Here is a 17505-nt window from a genome sequence, read left to right as displayed (position 1 = left end):
GTCACGCGGTCACCCCGGCGTACTTGCGCAGCTCCTGGCGCGCCAGCGTGCGCTTGTGGACCTCGTCCGGACCGTCGGCGAGGCGCAGCGTCCGCAGGTGCGCCCAGAACGACGCCAACGGGAAGTCGTCGGTGACGCCACCGCCGCCGTGGACCTGGATCGCGCGGTCGACGATCTGCAGGGCGACGTTGGGGACGTCGACCTTGATGGCGGCGATCTCCATCCGCGCCGCCTTGTTGCCCACCGTGTCCATCATCCAGGCGGCCTTCAGCGTGAGGAGGCGAGACTTCTCGATCTCGATCCTGGCCTCGGCGATCCAGTCCTGGATGTTCGACCGCTCCGCGACGGGCTGCCCGAAGGTCTCGCGCGTCAGGGCACGCTTGCACAGCAGCTCCAGCGCGCGCTCCGCCATGCCGATGGCCCGCATGCAGTGGTGGATGCGGCCCGGGCCGAGCCGCGCCTGGCTGATCGCGAACCCCTCACCCTCGCCCGCGAGGACGTCGCTGGCAGGCACCCGGACGTCCTCGAAGACGACCTCGGCATGGCCCTCGCGGTCCTGGTAGCCGAACACCGGCAGGTTGCGGACGACCGTGATGCCGGGGGCGTCGAGCGGGACGACCATCATCGACTGCTGGCGGTGGGGCGCAGCGGTCGGATCGGTCTTGCCCATGACGATGAGCACCGCGCAGTTGCGGTGCATCGCGTTGGAGGTGAACCACTTGCGACCGTTGAGGACGTACTCGTCGCCGTCGCGCTCCATCCGCATCTCGATGTTGGTCGCGTCCGAGCTGGCGACGGCCGGCTCGGTCATGGCGAACGCGGAGCGGATCTCACCCTCGAGCAGGGGACGGAGGTACTTCTCCTTGTGCTCGTCGTTGCCGAAGAGCGTGAAGACCTCCATGTTGCCGGTGTCGGGAGCGTTGCAGTTCGTCGCCTCGGGGGCGAGGTGCGGGCTGCGTCCCATGATCTCGGCGAGCGGGGCGTACTCGTAGTTGGTCAGCCCGGGGCCCCACTCGGGGTGGGGGTGGAAGAGGTTCCACAGGCCGCGCCGCTTGGCCTCGGCCTTCAGGTCCTCGAGGATCTGCGGGTGGTGGTGCGGGTCGCCGGCCTCGCGCATCTGCTCGGCGTACACCGCCTCAGCCGGGTAGACGTGCGCGTCCATGAAGTCCAGGAGCTCCTCCTGGTACTTCTTGCCGCGCTCGGTGGTCTCGAAGAATGACATGACTCCTCCTCGGAGCTCAGGGTCGGTCGGCGAGCAGGCTCGCCTGGTAGCGGCGCATGCCACGGATCCAGCGGTCGTAGTCAGCGCCCTTCTGGCGGTACATGTCGAGCACCTGCGGGTGGGGCAGGACGAGGAACTCCCCGGCGGTGACGGCGCGAACGACGTCGTCGGCGACGGCCTCCGGCGTCAGGACGTCGCCCGCGGACGTCACCGCACGCGTGGCGGCTTCGCCGAGCGGGTCGCCGGAGCGCTCCCCGGCGCGCAGCAGCGCTGTCTCGACGCCCATGGGGCACAGGCAGCTGACGCCGATGCCCTGGTCGCCGTACGTCATCGACAGCCACTCGGCGAACCCGACGGCCGCGTGCTTGGTCACCGCGTACGCGGCGGATCCGACCTGGGTCAGCAGGCCGGCCGCCGAGGCGGTGCTGACGAAGTAGCCGCTCCCCCGCTCCAGCCAGCGCGGGACGAGCACGTCGGCCGCACGGACGTGGGCGCGAAGGTTGACGTCGAGCGCGAGGTCCCACTGCGCCTCGCTGCCGAGGCCGGGTGCGCCGCCGACGCCCGCGTTGGCGGCGTACAGGTCGACCGGCCCGAACGCGTCCTCGGCCCGACCGACGATCGCACTGATCCCGTCGACGTCTGCGGCGTCGGCGCCGAGCGCGACGGCACTGCCGGGGCTGACTGCCTCGATCTCGGCCGCGACCGTCTCCGCCATCGCCGCGTCGAGGTCGGTCACGAGCACCCGCGCTCCGGCCGCCACGAAGCGCCGGGCAAGTGCGCCGCCGATGCCCCCGCCGCCGCCGGTGACGACGGCGACCTTTCCGTCGAGCTCCATCGCGCCCCTTCCGTCGTGGTCTGTGCTCTGTATACTTGAAACCGATTTCAAGTTCAAGTGGCAGGTCGACGATCCAGGAGGCGGGCATGCCGCAGTCGAGCGACGAGACCGACCGCGCCGACCACCGAGAGCCCCCGCGTACGCCCCGAGGCGTGCGCACGCGCGCACGCCTGGTGAGCGCCGCGCGCACGGTGTTCGAGCGCGACGGCTTCGTCGACGCCCGCCTCGCCGACATCACGTCGGAGGCAGGCACCGCGGCGGGTTCCTTCTACACCTACTTCGCGAGCAAGGACGAGATCTTCACCGCCGTCCTCGAGGAGGTGAAGGAGGAGATGCTCCACCCGCAGGTGCGCGAGGTGACCGGCTCCGACGATCCGGTCGCCGTGATCACCGCAGGCAACCGCGCCTACCTGGAGTCGTACGCACGCAACGCTGCGCTGATGCGCCTGCTCGAGCAGGTCGCCGCGATCGACGAGCGGTTCGCCGAGGTTCGCTGGCAGCGCGGTCGCGCGTTCACCGAGCGCAACGCCCGGAGCATCCGCGACCTCCAGCAGCGCGGGCTGGCGGACCCCGACATCGACGCCGACCTCGCGGCTACCGCGCTCTCGATGATGGTCTCCCGCACCGCGTACAACACCTACGTCCTCGGCGAGGCCCGCGACCTGGACACCCTCACCGACACGCTGACTCGCCTCTGGGTGAACGCCCTCGGCATCCCCGAAAGGGTCCTCGCATGAAGGTCCTCATCGCCAACCGGGGCGAGATCGCCGTCCGCATCCACCGTGCCGCTGCCTCGTTGGGCTGGCAGACCGTCGCCGCCCACGTGCGTGCCGATGCCGACACCGTCGCGGTCGTCGAGGCCGACCAGGCGTACGCCCTGCCGGGAGACGGCGTCGCGGGCTATCTCGACCCCGACGCGGTCGTCCAGGCCGCGCTCGCCACCGGCGCCGAGGCCGTGCATCCCGGATACGGATTCCTCAGCGAGGACGCCCGACTCGCCGAGCGCTGCGCCGACGCCGGCGTGATCTTCGTCGGTCCCGACGCTGACGCGCTGAGGCTCTTCGGCGACAAGGCCAGCGCCCGCGAGCACGCCGTACGCCTCGGTGTGCCGGTCCTTCCGGCGACGCCGGCCGGCCTCACGCTCGACGACGCCGGCCGCTTCCTCAGCGCGCACCCTGACGGCATCATGCTGAAGGCGACCGCCGGCGGCGGCGGTCGCGGCATGCGAGCGGTCACCGACCCCGGCACCCTCGCCGACGCGTACGCCCGCTGTCGCTCCGAGGCGCGGCGCAGCTTCGGCAGCGACACCCTCTACGCCGAGGCGCTCCTCCCGCGCGCCCGCCACATCGAGGTGCAGGTGGTCGGAGACGGCTCAGGGCGGGTCGTCCATCTCGGCGAGCGCGACTGCAGCCTTCAGCGCAGGCATCAGAAGATCATCGAGTACGCTCCGAGCCCCGCGCTCGACGACGGCACGCGCAAGGCGCTCCACGGCGCCGCTGTCGCGCTCGTCGAGCCGGTCGCGTACCGGGGCCTCGCGACCGTCGAGATGCTGGTCGACGCCGACGACCCTCGGCGGTTCGTCTTCCTCGAGGTCAACCCGCGCGTCCAGGTCGAGCACACCGTGACCGAGGAGGTCACGGGCATCGACCTCGTCGCCACCCAGCTGCGGCTTGCGGCGGGGGCGACCCTCGCCGAGGTCGGTCTCGCGACCGATGCACCGCCGCGGGGCGACTCGTACGCCGTCCAGGTCCGCGTCAACGCAGAACGCACCCTGCCTGACGGGGCCGTCGTCGCCACCACCGGCACGGTGACGGCCTTCCAGACCCCGGACTCGCCCGCGGTGCGCGTCGACACCCACGTACGCCCCGGGCTGCAGGTCGATGCGACGTTCGACCCTCTGCTGGCCAAGCTCGTGACGACCACGGCGGGGACCTTCGCGGAGGCCTGCTCGGCCGCCGCGGCCACCGTCCGCGCGACCGTGCTCGAGGGGGTCGAGACCAACCTCGCGTCGGCCGCGCGGATCCTCATGCACCCTGAGGTGGTCGCGGGAGCGGCGACGACGACCTTCCTCGCGCGCCACCCGGAGCTCGCGACGGGCGAGCACGCCGACCCCGAGAGCGCCGACCCCGAGAGCGCCGCGACGGTGGTGGCTGCGGGCTTCGCCGGGTCGGTCGTCGCCGTGGCGGTCGTCCCGGGCGACGCGGTCGCCGAGGGCACCGCCCTCGTCGTCCTCGAGTCGATGAAGATGGAGCACCCGGTGGTCGCTCCGGTCTCCGGCACGGTCCGTGAGGTCCACGTCGTCGACGGCGACCAGGTGGGCGACGGGACCGTGCTGGTCGTGCTCGAGCCCGGTGACGTCGTCGCCGGGGAGCGTGCGAGGACGGCGCAGGTCGACCCCGGCCACGTCCGTCCCGACCTTGCCGAGGTCCTCGAGCGCCACCGGCTGACCCGCGACGAGGCACGTTCGCAGGCGGTCGAGAAGCGCCACGGCCGCGGGCACCGCACCGCGCGCGAGAACGTCGACGCACTCTGCGACGGCGACTCCTTCGTGGAGTACGGCGCGCTCCCGGTGGCCGCGCAACGCACCCGTCGATCGCTCGAGGACCTCGTCGCGAGCACCCCGGCCGACGGGATCGTCACGGGCCTCGCCACCGTCAACGCCGCGGACCACGGCGAGGACGCCGCCCGAGTGGCGGTCCTCGCGTACGACTACACCGTCCTCGCGGGCACGCAGGGCTACTTCAGCCACAAGAAGACCGACCGGATGCTGTCGGTCGCCGCCCGCCTGCGCGTCCCCGTCGTGCTCTTCGCCGAGGGCGGTGGCGGTCGCCCGGGCGACACCGACACGTCCGCGGTCGTCACCGCCGGGCTCGACGTCGGCACCTTCGCCGCGATGGGAGCCCTCAGCGGCTCGGTCCCGACGGTCGGCGTGCTCAACGGCCGCTGCTTCGCGGGCAACGCCGCGCTGCTCGGCTGCTGCGACGTCATCATCGCCACGCGGGACTCGTCCCTCGGGATGGCCGGTCCCGCGATGATCGAGGGCGGAGGTCTGGGCCGGTTCGCGCCGGAGGAGGTCGGGCCAATGTCCGTCCAGGGCCCGAACGGCGTCGTCGACGTCCTGGTCGACGACGACGCCGAGGCGATCGCCGTCGCACAGGCGTACCTGTCCTACTTCCAGGGCCCCGTGACAGGCTGGTCGGCCCCCGACCAACGGCTCCTGCGTCACGTCGTCGGCGAGAACCGGCTCCGTGTGTACGACGTCCGCGAGGTCGTACGCACGCTGGCCGACACCGGGTCCGTCCTCGAGCTGCGTGCGGCGTTCGGGCGGGGCATGGTCACGGCGCTGGTCCGCATCGAAGGCCGCCCGTACGGCCTGGTCGCCAACGACCCGACGCACCTCGGCGGCGCGATCGACGCCGACGGCGCCGACAAGCTCGCTCGGTTCCTCCAGCTGTGCGACGCCCACGGCCTGCCCGTGATCTCGCTCTGCGACACCCCGGGCTTCATGGTGGGTCCGGAGGCCGAGCAGACGGCGACCGTACGCCACTTCAGCCGGCTCTTCGTCATCGGCTCGCACCTGCGCGTCCCCATGACGACGATCGTGCTCCGGAAGGCGTACGGGCTCGGGGCGCAGGCGATGGCCGGGGGCGGGTTCCACCGGCCGGTGGCGACCGCGGCGTGGCCGACCGGGGAGATCGGCGCGATGGGGCTCGAAGGTGCCGTGAGGCTGGGCTACGCCCGCGAGCTGGCCGCGATCGACGACCCCGTCGCGCGTGAGGAGCGGTTCCAGCAGCTGGTCGCCGAGCACTACGAGGCGGGCAAGGCGGTCAACGCCGCGATGACGTTCGAGCTCGACGACGTCATCGATCCCGCGGACACGCGACGCTGGCTGATCGCGACCCTCGCCGGCCGCAGCCCCGAGGCGAGTGCCCCGCGCGGCTACATCGACACCTGGTGAGGTCGCCGGCACGCCTGTGGACAACGCTGACGGGAACGAGCCCGGACACGCCACGATGTCGGGCATGACTGAAGCCGATCCCGACCTGCACGCACCGATCCGCAGCCAGCAGGACCTGCTCGACCGCTGGACGACCCTGATGGGCGAGCTGGGATTCTCCCGGCGCTCCCTCTGGTTCGCCGTCGTCGACCCGGACCGCCGATTGGTCTCCCCCATCACCCAGATCGCCGACATCCCCCCGTCCGCGGAGCCCGACAAGGTGGCTGCGCTGCTCACGATGACTGGTGCACGGCTGGCCGAGGTCGGGCCCGACGCGTCGATCGCCTTCCTGCTCAGCCGACCGGGCTACGGCGGCATGGACGCGGCCGACCGCTCGTGGGCCCGCCTGCTGGCCTCCACCGCACGCTACCTCCGGGTGCCGATCGAGACGATCCACCTCGCGACGGACGACACGCTCACCGCGTTCGCCCCGGACGACCTCGCCGCATGAGGCCCGGGAGCCCTCACCGCTCTCGCGCCACGCGCCCCTCGTCCCAGACCGGCTCGTCGCTCTCGTAGACCGTGCCGTCCTCGCCGAGCACCAGGAACCGGTCGAAGGTCCGTGCGAACCAGCGGTCGTGCGTGACGGCGAGCACCGTCCCGTCGAACGCCTCCAACCCGTCCTCGAGTGCCTCGGCCGACTCGACGTCGAGGTTGTCGGTCGGCTCGTCGAGCAGCAGCAGCGTCGCTCCGGACAGCTCGAGCAGCAGGATCTGGAAGCGCGCCTGCTGCCCGCCCGACAACGAGTCGAACACCTGCTCGGCGGAGCGTGCCAGCCCGTAGCGGTCGAGCTTGCGCGCCGCCTCCTCACGCCCCATCCCACGACGCCCGATCCCCCGCGCATCGACGTCACCGCGGTGCAGGATCTCCACCAGCGTCCGTCCGACCAGCTCGGGGTGCGAGTGGGTCTGCACGAACCAGCCCGGACGGACGCGGGCACCCAACCGAGCCGTCCCTCGGTGCGCGACCGGTGCGACGACCTGGTCCCCGACCGGCTCGTGCTCGAGATCCGGCCGGGTGCCGCCGGCCGCGAGCAGCCGCAGGAGGTGCGACTTGCCCGAGCCGTTCGAGCCGAGCACGGCGACGCGCTCGCCGTACCAGACCTCGAGGTCGAACGGCTTCATCAGCCCGGTCAGCTCGAGGCCTTCACAGACCACCGCGCGCTTTCCCGTACGCCCGCCGGTGAGCCGCATCGACACGTTCTGGTCGTTCGGGACGGCCTCGGGCGGCCCGGCGTCCTCGAAGCGCCGCAGGCGGGTCTGGGCAGCCCGGTAGCGCGCCGCCATGTCGGAGTTGTACGCGGCCTTGTTCTTGTACATCAGCATCAGCTCGCGGAGCTTGTGGTGCTCCTCGTCCCACCGGCGTCGCTGCTCCTCGAGCCGCTCGAACCGCGCTGCGCGGGCCTCGTGATAGGTCGAGAAGCCGCCCGGGTGCGTCCAGGCCGTGCTGCCCGCCGCGCCGAGCTCCAGCGCGACGATCCGGGTGGCGGTGTTCGCGAGCAGTGCACGGTCGTGGCTCACGTAGAGGACGGTCTTCTGGGTCGCGCGCAGCTGCCCCTCCAGCCACTCCTTGCCCGGGACGTCGAGGTAGTTGTCGGGCTCGTCCAGGAGGAGGACCTCGTCCGGCCCGCGGAGCAGCCCCTCGAGCACCAGCCGCTTCTGCTCACCGCCCGACATCGTCGACAGGTCGCGCCACTTCGCGCGCTCGTAGCCGATCCCGAGCGCAGCCGTGCAGCACGCGTCCCACGTGACCTCGAGCTCGTACGCCCCCGAGTCGGCGTACTCCGCGAGCGCCGACGCGTACCGCAGCTGCGTCGGCTCGTCGTCCTGCTCCATCAGCAGCAGCTCGACCTCGTCGAGACGCGCGGCCGCGGCACGGATGCGCGGCGGTGCGATCGAGAGCAGCAGCTCGCGGACGGTCTCCAGGTGGGAGCCGTCGGGATGCCGGGTCACCATCTGGCGCATGATCCCGAGACCGCCGCTCTTGTTCAGCGACCCGCCGTGCGGCGAGATCTCGCCGGTGATGATCCTCAGCAGGGTGGTCTTGCCGGCGCCGTTCGCACCCACCAGGGCGACGACCGCACCGTCCCCGACGCGGAACGAGACGTCGTCCAGCAGCACCCTCCCGTCGGGAAGGTCGTACCGGACTCCGGACAGCTCGACGTGACCCACGCCCTCCAGTCTGCGCCCGTCGTCAATGCGATTTCGTCCTACCCCCGGAACCAGGTGCCTGCGACCCCGCCGACCGGATACGATCCGGCCAGCGGTTGCCCGACGGTGGAGCCGACGACGGTTCCGACGTACGGGAGTGAATGACGTGACCGCCTTCCTGATCCTGGGCTGCATCGGCCTCGCCCTGCTCGTGGTGTCGCTCGTCGTCGGAGAGGTGCTCGACGGCATGCTCGACGTGCTCGGCAGCGACGCCTTCTCGAGCGCGGTGATCGGCGGCTTCGTCGCAGCCTTCGGGTTCGGGGCGGCCGCCGCCGACGCCGCCGGCATGCCTCTGCTGGGCTCGCTGCCCGTCGGCGTCGCGTGCGGTGTCGTCGTCGGCTGGTTCGCCGCGTGGCTCACCCGCCTCGTCCGCGGAGGCGGCAGCGACGGCACGCCCTCGACCGGTGACTCCGTCGGCTACAGCGGCCAGGTCATCACCGAGATCCCGGCGGAAGGCTTCGGCATCGTCCGCGTCACCGTCGGAGGCCACGTCCTCCAGCTCAACGCCCGTGCCGACACCGCGATCGGCGCCGGCACCGAGGTCCACGTCACCCGGGTCCTCTCCCCCACCGCGGTCGCCGTGGCACCCGTGTGGGACTCGCTCCCCTGATCACCCACCCGAAAGGCATCCCCCGTGCTGATCCCGATCCTCGGCATCGTCGCCGTCGTCTTCCTGCTCGTCCTCCTGGTGACCAGCCGCTACAAGGTCGCCGGCCCGAACCAGGCGTTCATCGTCACCGGCCGCAAGGGCAAGGCCGTCCTCAACCCTGAGACCGGCGCCCTCACCACCGACCTCTCCGGTCAGAAGGTCATCCTGGGCGGCGGGACCTTCGTGATCCCGTTCGTGCAGAAGCTCGCGACGATGGACCTGTCGAGCCGGCGCATCTCCGTGCAGATCCGCGGCGCGGTGTCCGGCCAGGGCATCAAGCTCAACGTCGAGGGCGTCGCCATCGTGAAGGTCGGCGGCAACGCCGACCAGATCCGTCTGGCCGCGCAGCGGTTCCTGTCGCAGCAGCAGGACGTCGAGCCCTTCACGCAGGAGGTGCTCGCCGGCGCCCTGCGCTCGATCGTCGGCGGTCTGACCGTCGAGCAGATCATCCGCGACCGCGCGGCGTTCGCGCAGCGGGTGGCCGACGAGTCCGAGAACTCCCTCACCGGTCAGGGCCTCATCCTCGACACGTTCCAGATCCAGGACGTCACCGACGACGGCAGCTACCTGGCCGATCTCGGCCGACCGGAGGCAGCGCGCATCCAGCAGACCGCCGCCATCGCCGAGGCCGCCGCCCGCCAGGCCGCCGAGCAGGCACGCCTGAAGGCGGAGGAGGAGATCGCCATCGCGCAGCGAGCCCTCGCACTCAAGCAGTCCGAGATCAAGGCCGAGACCGACGCCGCGCACGCGAACGCGACCTCGGCGGGACCGCTCGCACAGGCCGACCGAGACCAGGCGATCCTGCTCGAGCAGGAGAAGGTCGCCGTCCGTCAGGCCGCGCTCACCGAGCGCGAGCTGGAGACCAAGATCCGCAAGCCCGCCGACGCCGACCGCTACCGCGTCGAGCAGGAGGCCGAGGCACGCCGTACGGCGGAGATCGCTGCCGCCGAGGCACGCAAGGCGTCCACCATCGCTGCCGCCGAGGCGAAGGCGGAGGAGGCCCGTCTCACCGGTGAGGCCGAGAAGTCACGACGGGCCGCGCTCGCCGAGGCCGAGGCCATCGAGGGTGCGCGACGAGGCGAGGCCGAGAAGGCGCGCCGAGTCGCTGAGGCCGAGGCGACCCGCGCCGAGGGCGAGGCAGAGGCAGCAGCGACGCTGGCCGTCGGCCACGCCGAGGCCGAGGCCATGGACAAGCGAGCCGCTGCGTTCGCGAGCTACAACGATGCCGCCGTGCTGCAGATGCTCATCGAGGTCCTCCCGCAGATCGCCAAGGAGGTCGCCGCACCGATCGCGGCGATCGACCAGTTGACCGTGATCTCGACCGAGGGAGCGGGTGCTCTCCCGAAGCAGGTCAACGACAACGTCGTCCAGACGCTGCAGATGCTCAAGACCTCGACCGGCCTCGATCTCGAGGCTCTGCTGCACCGGTCCGTCGAGAAGGCAGCCAACGGGATGGGCGTCACGACCGGGCCCAACGGCAGCGCCAGCTGACCTGCCCCGCGAACGACCACGAGGCGGTCGCCACAGTCACGGACGTGACATGGCGACCGCCTCGTGCTCTGCCGAGGGGGCGGGTCTTCGGGTCAGGCCTTCGTGCTCTGCCGGCCGCGCAGCCACTGCCAGGCGAGCGTCACAAGGAGCGCGCCGACCAGCGAGCCGATGATGCCGCTCGCGCGCAGCTCGAGACCGTCGCCGGACAGGAGGCTGATGAGCAGCCCTCCGACGAACGAGCCGACGAGACCGGCGACGAAGGCCATCGGCCAGTCGATGCCGCTCGAGCCGCCTCCGAGGATGAGCTGGGCACCGGCGCCGATGAGCATGCCGAACAGGATGATCGCGATGATGAGCACGGGTGAAGCATAGAGCCTCTCGGCCCGGGTGTGCCCAGGACATGCAGAGAGCCGGCCCCGGATGATCCGGGACCGGCTCTCTGCTTGTCGACCTGCGGCCGGGGTTCGTCACGCCTTGTCGGCGTCACCCTCGGTCGTCTCGGCGGCGGCCTCGTCGGCCGGCGCCTCGACAACGGCCTCGTCGGTCGTCGTCTCGGTCTCGGCCTCGTCCGCAGCGGCGATCTGGTCCTTGACCTCGTCGGCGCTCTCGGCCACCGGAGCGGCCTCGGTCTTGGCAGCCTTCTTCTTCGGCGTCTTCGTCGTGACGGAGAAGTCCTTCTCCTCGACGAGCTCGATCACGGCCATGGGGGCGTTGTCGCCCTTGCGCGGACCGATCTTGGTGATGCGCGTGTAGCCACCGGGACGCGTCGTGTACTTCGGCGCGATCTCGGTGAACAGGACGTGCAGGATCTCCTTGTCACGGATCACCTTGACGACCTGGCGGCGGTTGGCCACCGTGTCGACCTTCGCACGGGTGATCAGCGACTCGGCGTACGGGCGAAGGCGCTTGGCCTTGGCCTCGGTCGTCGTGATGCGTCCGTGCTCGAACAGGCTGGTCGCGAGGTTGGCGAGGATGAGGCGCTGGTGCGCCGGGCTCCCGCCGAGCCGCGGACCCTTGGTGGGCGTAGGCATTGCTGTGTCTCCTGGGATGTTGTGCGGAGATCAGTGCTGAGCGCGAGCTCAGTACTGCTCGTCCTCCGCGAAGCTCTCGTCGTCGTCGTAGCTGTCGACCACCGCGGACGGGTCGAACCCGGCAGGGCTGTCCTTGAGACCGAGGCCCATCTCGGCGAGCTTCGCCTTGACCTCGTCGATGGACTTCGAACCGAAGTTGCGGATGTCCAGCAGGTCCTGCTCGCTGCGCGAGATGAGCTCACCCACGGAGTGGATGCCCTCGCGCTTGAGGCAGTTGTACGAGCGCACCGTGAGGTGGAGATCCTCCACCGGGAGCGCGAGGTCGGCGGCGAGCGCCTCGTCGACCGGCGACGGGCCGATGTCGATGCCCTCGGCCTCGACGTTCAGCTCGCGTGCGAGACCGAACAGCTCGACCAGCGTCTTGCCGGCCGACGCCATGGCGTCGCGCGGCAGGATCGAGCGCTTCGTCTCGACGTCGATGATGAGCTTGTCGAAGTCGGTGCGCTGCTCGACACGAGTCGCCTCGACCTTGTACGTGACCTTGAGGACCGGGCTGTAGATCGAGTCGACCGGCATGCGCCCGATCTCCTCGTCGCCGGTCTTGTTCTGGACTGCCGACACGTAACCGCGTCCGCGCTCGACCACCAGCTCCACCTCGATCTTGCCCTTGTCGTTCAGGGTGGCGATCTTGAGGTCCGGGTTGTGCACCTCGACACCGGCCGGGGGCGCGATGTCGGCTGCGGTGACGTCGCCGGGGCCCTGCTTGCGCAGGTACATGACGACGGGCTCGTCGTGCTCCGAGCTGACCACGAGGTTCTTGAGGTTCAGGATGATCTCGGTGACGTCCTCGGTCACGCCGGGGATCGTCGAGAACTCGTGCAGGACGCCGTCGATCTTGATCGAGGTGACTGCAGCACCCGGGATCGACGACAGGAGCGTACGGCGCAGCGAGTTGCCGAGGGTGTAGCCGAAGCCGGGCTCGAGGGGCTCGATGACGAACCGCGAACGGAACTCGTCGACGACGTCCTCGGACAGGGTGGGCCGCTGTGCAATGAGCATTTCTGTGGATTCCTTTCCGCGTCGCCCGCTATTTGACGGACACGGTCTGTGGAGGTGGTGGTGGCTGCCCGGGTCGGACCCGGGCAGCCTTCAAGCGATCGGTCGCCGGGCGATCAGATCTTGGAGTAGTACTCCACGATCAGCTGCTCGGTGATCGGCACGACGATCTGCTCGCGCACCGGCGGCTGGTGGACCAGCACACGGCCCTTCTCCGGCACGGCGGTGAGCCACGCGGGGACCGAGTCGGCGACGAACGTCTCACGGGCCACGATGAACGGCGTCATCTCGAGCGACTTGGGGCGCACGTCGATGATGTCGTACTGGCTGACCTGGAACGACGGGATGTCGACCTTGTGGCCGTTCACCATGAAGTGGCCGTGGACCACGAGCTGGCGAGCGTGACGACGGGTGCGCGCGAAGCCGGCGCGGTACACGACGTTGTCGAGACGGCACTCGAGGATCTGGAGCAGGTTGTCACCGGTCTTGCCGGGACGACGGTGCGCCTCCTCGTAGTACTTGCGGAACTGCCGCTCAAGGATGCCGTAGGTGTAGCGAGCCTTCTGCTTCTCCTGCAGCTGCGAGCGGTACTCGCTCTCCTTGACACGACCGCGGCCGTGCTGGCCGGGCGGGTACGGGCGACGCTCGAACGCGGCGTCACCACCGACGAGGTCGACGCCCAGGCGGCGAGACTTCTTGGTCAGGGGTCCGGTGTAACGGGCCATCTGTGTTCTCCTCTCCGATCCGGGCGATCAGACGCGGCGGCGCTTGGGCGGCCGCACGCCGTTGTGGGGGCTGGGGGTGACGTCCTGGATGGTGCCGACCTCGAGGCCGACGGCACCCAGCGAGCGGATCGCCGTCTCGCGGCCCGAACCCGGGCCCTTCACGAAGACGTCGATCTTCTTCATCCCGTGCTCCATCGCCCGACGCCCGGCGGCCTCAGCGGCCATCTGCGCGGCGTACGGAGTGGACTTGCGCGAGCCCTTGAAGCCGACGGTGCCGGCAGAGGCCCACGAGATCACCGCACCAGTGGGATCGGTGATCGTGACGATCGTGTTGTTGAACGTGCTCTTGATGTGGGCCTGGCCCGCGGCGACGTTCTTCTTCTCCTTGCGGCGCACCTTCTTGGCGCCTGTGCCCTTCGGAGGCATTACTTACCCTTCTTCTTGGCGCCGGCAACGGTGCGCTTGGGGCCCTTGCGGGTACGCGCGTTCGTCTTGGTCCGCTGACCGCGCACGGGGAGCCCGGCGCGGTGGCGGCGGCCCTGGTAGCTGCCGATCTCGATCTTGCGACGGATGTCGGCGGCCACTTCGCGACGAAGGTCGCCCTCGACCTGGAACTGGCCCTCGATCGCGTCACGGAGCGCGACCAGCTGGTCCTCGCTCAGCTCGTGGACGCGCAGGTCGGGGCTGATGCCGGTCTGCTCGAGCAGCTGCACGCTGCGGGTACGGCCGATGCCGTAGATGTAGGTGAGACCGATCACCACGCGCTTGTCGCGCGGCAGGTCTACACCGATGAGGCGTGCCATCAGGCGGTGTCCTTCCACTACGGAGGTGTGGACGTGACGCGTCCTGGCTGCCTCAGCCAGGCCCCGGCCTCCGGTCCGGGGGAAGCACCTCGTCAGCAGACGAGGTGAGCGGTCACGTGGTGGGTTGCGGGCTGGTCAGCCCTGCCGCTGCTTGTGGCGCGGGTTCTCACAGATCACCATGACTCGGCCATGGCGACGGATGACCTTGCACTTGTCGCAGATCGGCTTGACGCTCGGTTGAACCTTCATCGAGCTCTCTTATCTTGAACGGACGGATGGTTGGGCGGCACGCGTCGACGGCAGCCCTTGCGGGCGGTCGTCGGTGCGGGTCACTTGTACCGGTAGACGATCCGACCTCGGGTGAGGTCGTACGGGGACAGCTCCACCACCACACGATCCTCGGGGAGGATACGGATGTAGTGCTGACGCATCTTGCCGCTGATGTGCGCAAGAACCTTGTGGCCGTTGGTCAGCTCGACCCGGAACATCGCGTTCGGCAGGGCCTCGATGACCGAGCCCTCGAGCTCGATGACGCCTTCCTTCTTCGGCATGTCCTCCGCAATCTGTCGTACGTCTCTCGGACCGGCCGCAGGCATGCAGAATTGCAGACCACGGCCGACTGTCCATAGTACGGTGCTGGACTGCCGCGGGACAAATCCGCTCGGTCAGGCCTCGGCGGGGCCGCCGTAGGGCACCCCGAGCTCGGCCAGCTTGGCGCGTCCGCCGTCGACGGCGGTGAGCACCCATGCACCGGAATCGGTGAGCGTGAAGGTGTGCTCGAAGTGGGCTGCCCAGCCCTTGTCGTCGGTGACGACCGTCCAGTCGTCAGGCAGGGTGGTGGTCTCGATCGTGCCCTCGGTGAGCATCGGCTCCACGGCGAGGACCAGCCCCTTGACCAGCTTGGGGCCGTGCCCGGGGCTGCCGAAGTTGGGGACGTTCGGAGGCATGTGCATGGCGGACCCGATGCCGTGACCGACGTAGTCCTCGACGATCCCGTAGCGTTCACCGCCGGGCTGCTTGCGGATGTACGACTCGACGCCGTGGCCGATGTCGCTCACCCGACCCCCGAGGCGGGCCGCGGCGATCCCCCGCCACAGCGACTCCTCCGTGACCCGCAGCAGCTCGCGGCGGCTCTCGGACACCTCGCCGACAGCGACGGTGATCGCCGCGTCACCGTGCCAGCCGTCGAGGACGCAGCCGCAGTCGATCGAGACGAGGTCGCCCTCCTCGATGACACGCGGGCCCGGGATGCCGTGGACCACCTCGTCGTTGACCGACGTGCAGATCGTCGCCGGGAACCCGTGGTAGCCCTTGAAGTTCGGGGCTGCCCCGCGGCTTCGGATGTGGTCCTCGGCGATGGCGTCGAGGTCGGCGGTCGTCATCCCGGCGCGCACCGAACCGCGCAGGATCTCGAGGGTCTCGCCGACGATGAGCCCGGCCTGGCGCATCACCGCGACCTGGTCAGGCTTCTTGATCTCCAGACCGCTGCCGAAGAACCCCATTAACGAACCTGCCCCATAGGACTGCGTGCCCGTCGACCTAGCCGGCGTGCGGGAGCGCGTCGAAGATGCGCGCCTGGATGTCGTCGACGGCGCCGATGCCGTCGACCTGGACGAGCAGGCCGCGGTCGGCGTACACCGCCAGCAGCGGCGTCGTCTGCTCGTAGACCTCCTGGCGGTGCCGGATGACCTCTTCGGTGTCGTCGGTACGGCCGGAGGTCTCGGCGCGCTTCAGCAGACGAGCGATGAGCTCCTCACGGTCGACGACGAGCTCCACGACCGCGTCGAGCTTCTCGCCGAGCTCCTCGAGGATGCCGTCCAGGGTGTGGACCTGGTCGACCGTACGGGGGTAGCCGTCCAGCAGGAACCCGGTGCGGGCATCGGCCTCGCCGAGCCGTGCGCGGACCATCTCGTTCGTGACCTCGTCCGGGACGTACTCGCCCTTGTCCATGTAGCTCTTCGCCAGCACACCGAGCTCGGTGCCCTGGGAGACGTTCGCGCGGAAGATGTCCCCCGTGGAGATGTGGGGGATCCCGAGCTTGTCGGCGAGCAGAGTCGCCTGGGTGCCCTTGCCTGCACCCGGAGGACCCATGAACAAGAGACGCGTCACTTGAGGAACCCTTCGTAGTTGCGCTGCTGCAGCTGGCTCTCGATCTGCTTCACCGTGTCGAGGCCGACGCCCACCATGATGAGCAGCGTGGTGCCACCGAACGGGAAGTTCTGGTTGGCGTCGATGAGCATGAACGCGAGCAGCGGGATCAGGGCGACGAGACCGAGGTACAGCGATCCCGGGAAGGTGATGCGTGACAGCACGTACCCGAGGTACTGCTCGGTCGGGCGACCGGCACGGATGCCGGGGATGAAGCCGCCGTACTTCTTCATGTTGTCGGCGACCTCCTTGGGGTTGAAGGTGATCGACACGTAGAAGTACGTGAAGAACACGATCAGGAGGAAGAAGGTCACCATGTAGAGCGGGTGGTCACCTTGCACGAAGTTCTCGGTGACCCAGGTGGACCAACCCTCGCCCTGGTTGAACTGCGCCGCCAGCGCGGGAAGGTACATGAGGCTCGAGGCGAAGATCACCGGGATGACGCCGGCCTGGTTGACCTTCAGCGGGATGTAGGTCGAGGAGCCGCCGAACATCTTGCGGCCGACCATCCGGCGGGCGTACTGCACCGGGATGCGGCGCTGCGCCTGCTCGATGAAGATGACGGCCGCGACGACTGCGAGGCCGACGCCGGTGACGATGGCGAAGGTGCCCCAGCCCTTCTGCTCCTTGATCAGCCACATCGTGCCGGGGAAGGTCGCGATGATCTGGGTGAAGATGAGCAGCGACATGCCGTTGCCGACGCCGCGGTCGGTGATGAGCTCGCCGAACCACATGATGATCGCGGTGCCGGCGACCATCACGAGGACGATCAGGAGGAACAGCGACACGGAGTCGGTGTCGACCAGCAGGTCGCGCGCGCACTGGTTGCCGAACAGGGCACCCGAGCGCGCCATCGCGACGATGCCCGCGCCCTGGAGGACCGCGAGGCCCAGCGTCAGGTAGCGGGTGTACTGCGTGATCTTCGTCTGGCCGGACTGGCCCTCCTTCTTGAGGGCCTCCAGCCGCGGGATCACCACCGTGAGCAGCTGCAGGATGATGCTCGCGGTGATGTACGGCATGATGCCGAGCGCGAAGACGGTCAGCTGGAGCAGCGCGCCGCCCGAGAAGACGTTGAGCAGGCTGAACACGCTGTTGGCGTTCTCGCCGGTGGTGGCGGCGTTCAGGCAGAAACGGACGTTCTCGACGTCGACACCGGGCGCGGGGAGAACGGATCCCATCCGGAACAGCACGAGAATGAACAAGACGAACAAGATCTTCTTGCGTAGATCAGGCGTCTTGAACGCGTTGACGAAGGCGCTGAGCACCGGGTCCTCCTATGGACAACGGCGACGGTGTCCCGTGCGTGGAAATGGGGGGGTATGCGAAACATGGCGACTC

The 17505-nt window shown here is 69.7% G+C and carries 19 protein-coding genes; 5 read left to right on the top strand and 14 right to left on the bottom strand.

Annotation, left to right across the window (positions count from 1 at the left end; translation table 11 throughout):
• Position 1: 1 nt before the first annotated feature.
• Entirely contained in the window at positions 2-1222 is a 1221-nt protein-coding gene (locus GH747_RS14170; protein ID WP_149770248.1) for an acyl-CoA dehydrogenase family protein, read from the bottom strand.
• A gap of 16 nt (positions 1223-1238) precedes the next feature.
• A complete protein-coding gene (locus GH747_RS14165; protein WP_149770247.1) occupies positions 1239-2057 on the bottom strand; it encodes an SDR family oxidoreductase in 819 nt (272 codons plus the stop codon).
• A gap of 86 nt (positions 2058-2143) precedes the next feature.
• Between GH747_RS14165 and GH747_RS14160 the strand changes: the two genes are divergently transcribed.
• The 3 genes from GH747_RS14160 (at position 2144) to GH747_RS14150 (ending at position 6505) form a co-directional block, all read left to right on the top strand.
• Positions 2144-2794 carry a TetR/AcrR family transcriptional regulator gene (locus GH747_RS14160; RefSeq protein ID WP_149770246.1) on the top strand — a complete coding sequence of 217 codons (651 nt, stop codon included), beginning with the start codon at positions 2144-2146 and terminating at the stop codon, positions 2792-2794.
• A complete protein-coding gene (locus tag GH747_RS14155) occupies positions 2791-6015 on the top strand; it encodes an acetyl-CoA carboxylase family protein (RefSeq protein WP_149770245.1) in 3225 nt (1074 codons plus the stop codon). Before GH747_RS14160 ends, GH747_RS14155 begins: the two co-directional genes overlap by 4 nt.
• Positions 6016-6079: 64 nt before the next feature.
• Positions 6080-6505, top strand: coding sequence for a hypothetical protein (locus tag GH747_RS14150; protein WP_149770244.1), 426 nt, complete (start codon positions 6080-6082; stop codon positions 6503-6505).
• A 13-nt stretch (positions 6506-6518) separates the two neighbouring features.
• On the opposite strand, the gene GH747_RS14145 is transcribed toward GH747_RS14150, so the two are convergent.
• Positions 6519-8225, bottom strand: coding sequence for an ABC-F family ATP-binding cassette domain-containing protein (locus tag GH747_RS14145; RefSeq protein ID WP_149770243.1), 1707 nt, complete (start codon positions 8223-8225; stop codon positions 6519-6521).
• Between the two features lie 145 nt (positions 8226-8370).
• On the opposite strand from GH747_RS14145, the gene GH747_RS14140 reads away from it, so the two are divergent.
• Complete coding sequence (locus tag GH747_RS14140; protein ID WP_149770242.1) at positions 8371-8874, top strand: hypothetical protein; 504 nt, start codon at positions 8371-8373, stop codon at positions 8872-8874.
• Between the two features lie 24 nt (positions 8875-8898).
• Positions 8899-10404, top strand: coding sequence for a flotillin family protein (locus GH747_RS14135; protein ID WP_205602942.1), 1506 nt, complete (start codon positions 8899-8901; stop codon positions 10402-10404).
• 92 nt (positions 10405-10496) lie between these two features.
• Here GH747_RS14135 and GH747_RS14130 read toward each other — a convergent pair whose 3' ends face one another.
• The 11 genes from GH747_RS14130 to secY form a co-directional block, all read right to left on the bottom strand.
• Complete coding sequence (locus GH747_RS14130) at positions 10497-10763, bottom strand: GlsB/YeaQ/YmgE family stress response membrane protein (RefSeq protein WP_149770241.1); 267 nt, start codon at positions 10761-10763, stop codon at positions 10497-10499.
• A gap of 108 nt (positions 10764-10871) precedes the next feature.
• Complete coding sequence (gene rplQ, locus GH747_RS14125) at positions 10872-11435, bottom strand: 50S ribosomal protein L17 (RefSeq protein ID WP_149770240.1); 564 nt, start codon at positions 11433-11435, stop codon at positions 10872-10874.
• A 48-nt stretch (positions 11436-11483) separates the two neighbouring features.
• On the bottom strand, positions 11484-12494 hold the full coding sequence (locus GH747_RS14120; protein WP_149770239.1) for a DNA-directed RNA polymerase subunit alpha: 1011 nt from the start codon (positions 12492-12494) through the stop codon (positions 11484-11486).
• Positions 12495-12607: 113 nt separating this feature from the next.
• On the bottom strand, positions 12608-13216 hold the full coding sequence (rpsD, locus tag GH747_RS14115; RefSeq protein WP_149770238.1) for a 30S ribosomal protein S4: 609 nt from the start codon (positions 13214-13216) through the stop codon (positions 12608-12610).
• A 27-nt stretch (positions 13217-13243) separates the two neighbouring features.
• The gene (gene rpsK / locus GH747_RS14110) at positions 13244-13642 is read right to left on the bottom strand and encodes a 30S ribosomal protein S11 (RefSeq protein ID WP_139087808.1); all 399 of its coding nucleotides are present in this window, start codon (positions 13640-13642) and stop codon (positions 13244-13246) included.
• Positions 13642-14019, bottom strand: coding sequence for a 30S ribosomal protein S13 (rpsM, locus tag GH747_RS14105; protein ID WP_149770237.1), 378 nt, complete (start codon positions 14017-14019; stop codon positions 13642-13644). Before rpsM ends, rpsK begins: the two co-directional genes overlap by 1 nt.
• A 135-nt stretch (positions 14020-14154) precedes the next feature.
• On the bottom strand, positions 14155-14268 hold the full coding sequence (rpmJ, locus tag GH747_RS14100; protein WP_068116313.1) for a 50S ribosomal protein L36: 114 nt from the start codon (positions 14266-14268) through the stop codon (positions 14155-14157).
• 80 nt (positions 14269-14348) lie between these two features.
• Positions 14349-14570: a translation initiation factor IF-1 gene (gene infA / locus GH747_RS14095; RefSeq protein WP_039345467.1), complete on the bottom strand. Its 222-nt coding sequence runs from the start codon at positions 14568-14570 to the stop codon at positions 14349-14351.
• A 114-nt stretch (positions 14571-14684) separates the two neighbouring features.
• Positions 14685-15521: a type I methionyl aminopeptidase gene (gene map / locus GH747_RS14090; protein ID WP_149770236.1), complete on the bottom strand. Its 837-nt coding sequence runs from the start codon at positions 15519-15521 to the stop codon at positions 14685-14687.
• Positions 15522-15558: 37 nt separating this feature from the next.
• Positions 15559-16128: an adenylate kinase gene (locus tag GH747_RS14085; RefSeq protein WP_267236266.1), complete on the bottom strand. Its 570-nt coding sequence runs from the start codon at positions 16126-16128 to the stop codon at positions 15559-15561.
• Complete coding sequence (gene secY, locus GH747_RS14080) at positions 16125-17432, bottom strand: preprotein translocase subunit SecY (RefSeq protein WP_149770235.1); 1308 nt, start codon at positions 17430-17432, stop codon at positions 16125-16127. Before secY ends, GH747_RS14085 begins: the two co-directional genes overlap by 4 nt.
• Positions 17433-17505 lie beyond the last annotated feature (73 nt).

Origin of the sequence: Mumia xiangluensis, from assembly GCF_010994095.1 — a bacterium.
In the GTDB taxonomy this organism is placed as follows: domain Bacteria; phylum Actinomycetota; class Actinomycetes; order Propionibacteriales; family Nocardioidaceae; genus Mumia; species Mumia xiangluensis.
Note: the sequence above shows the minus strand (reverse complement) of the source record. Positions and strands in the feature narration are given on the sequence as shown.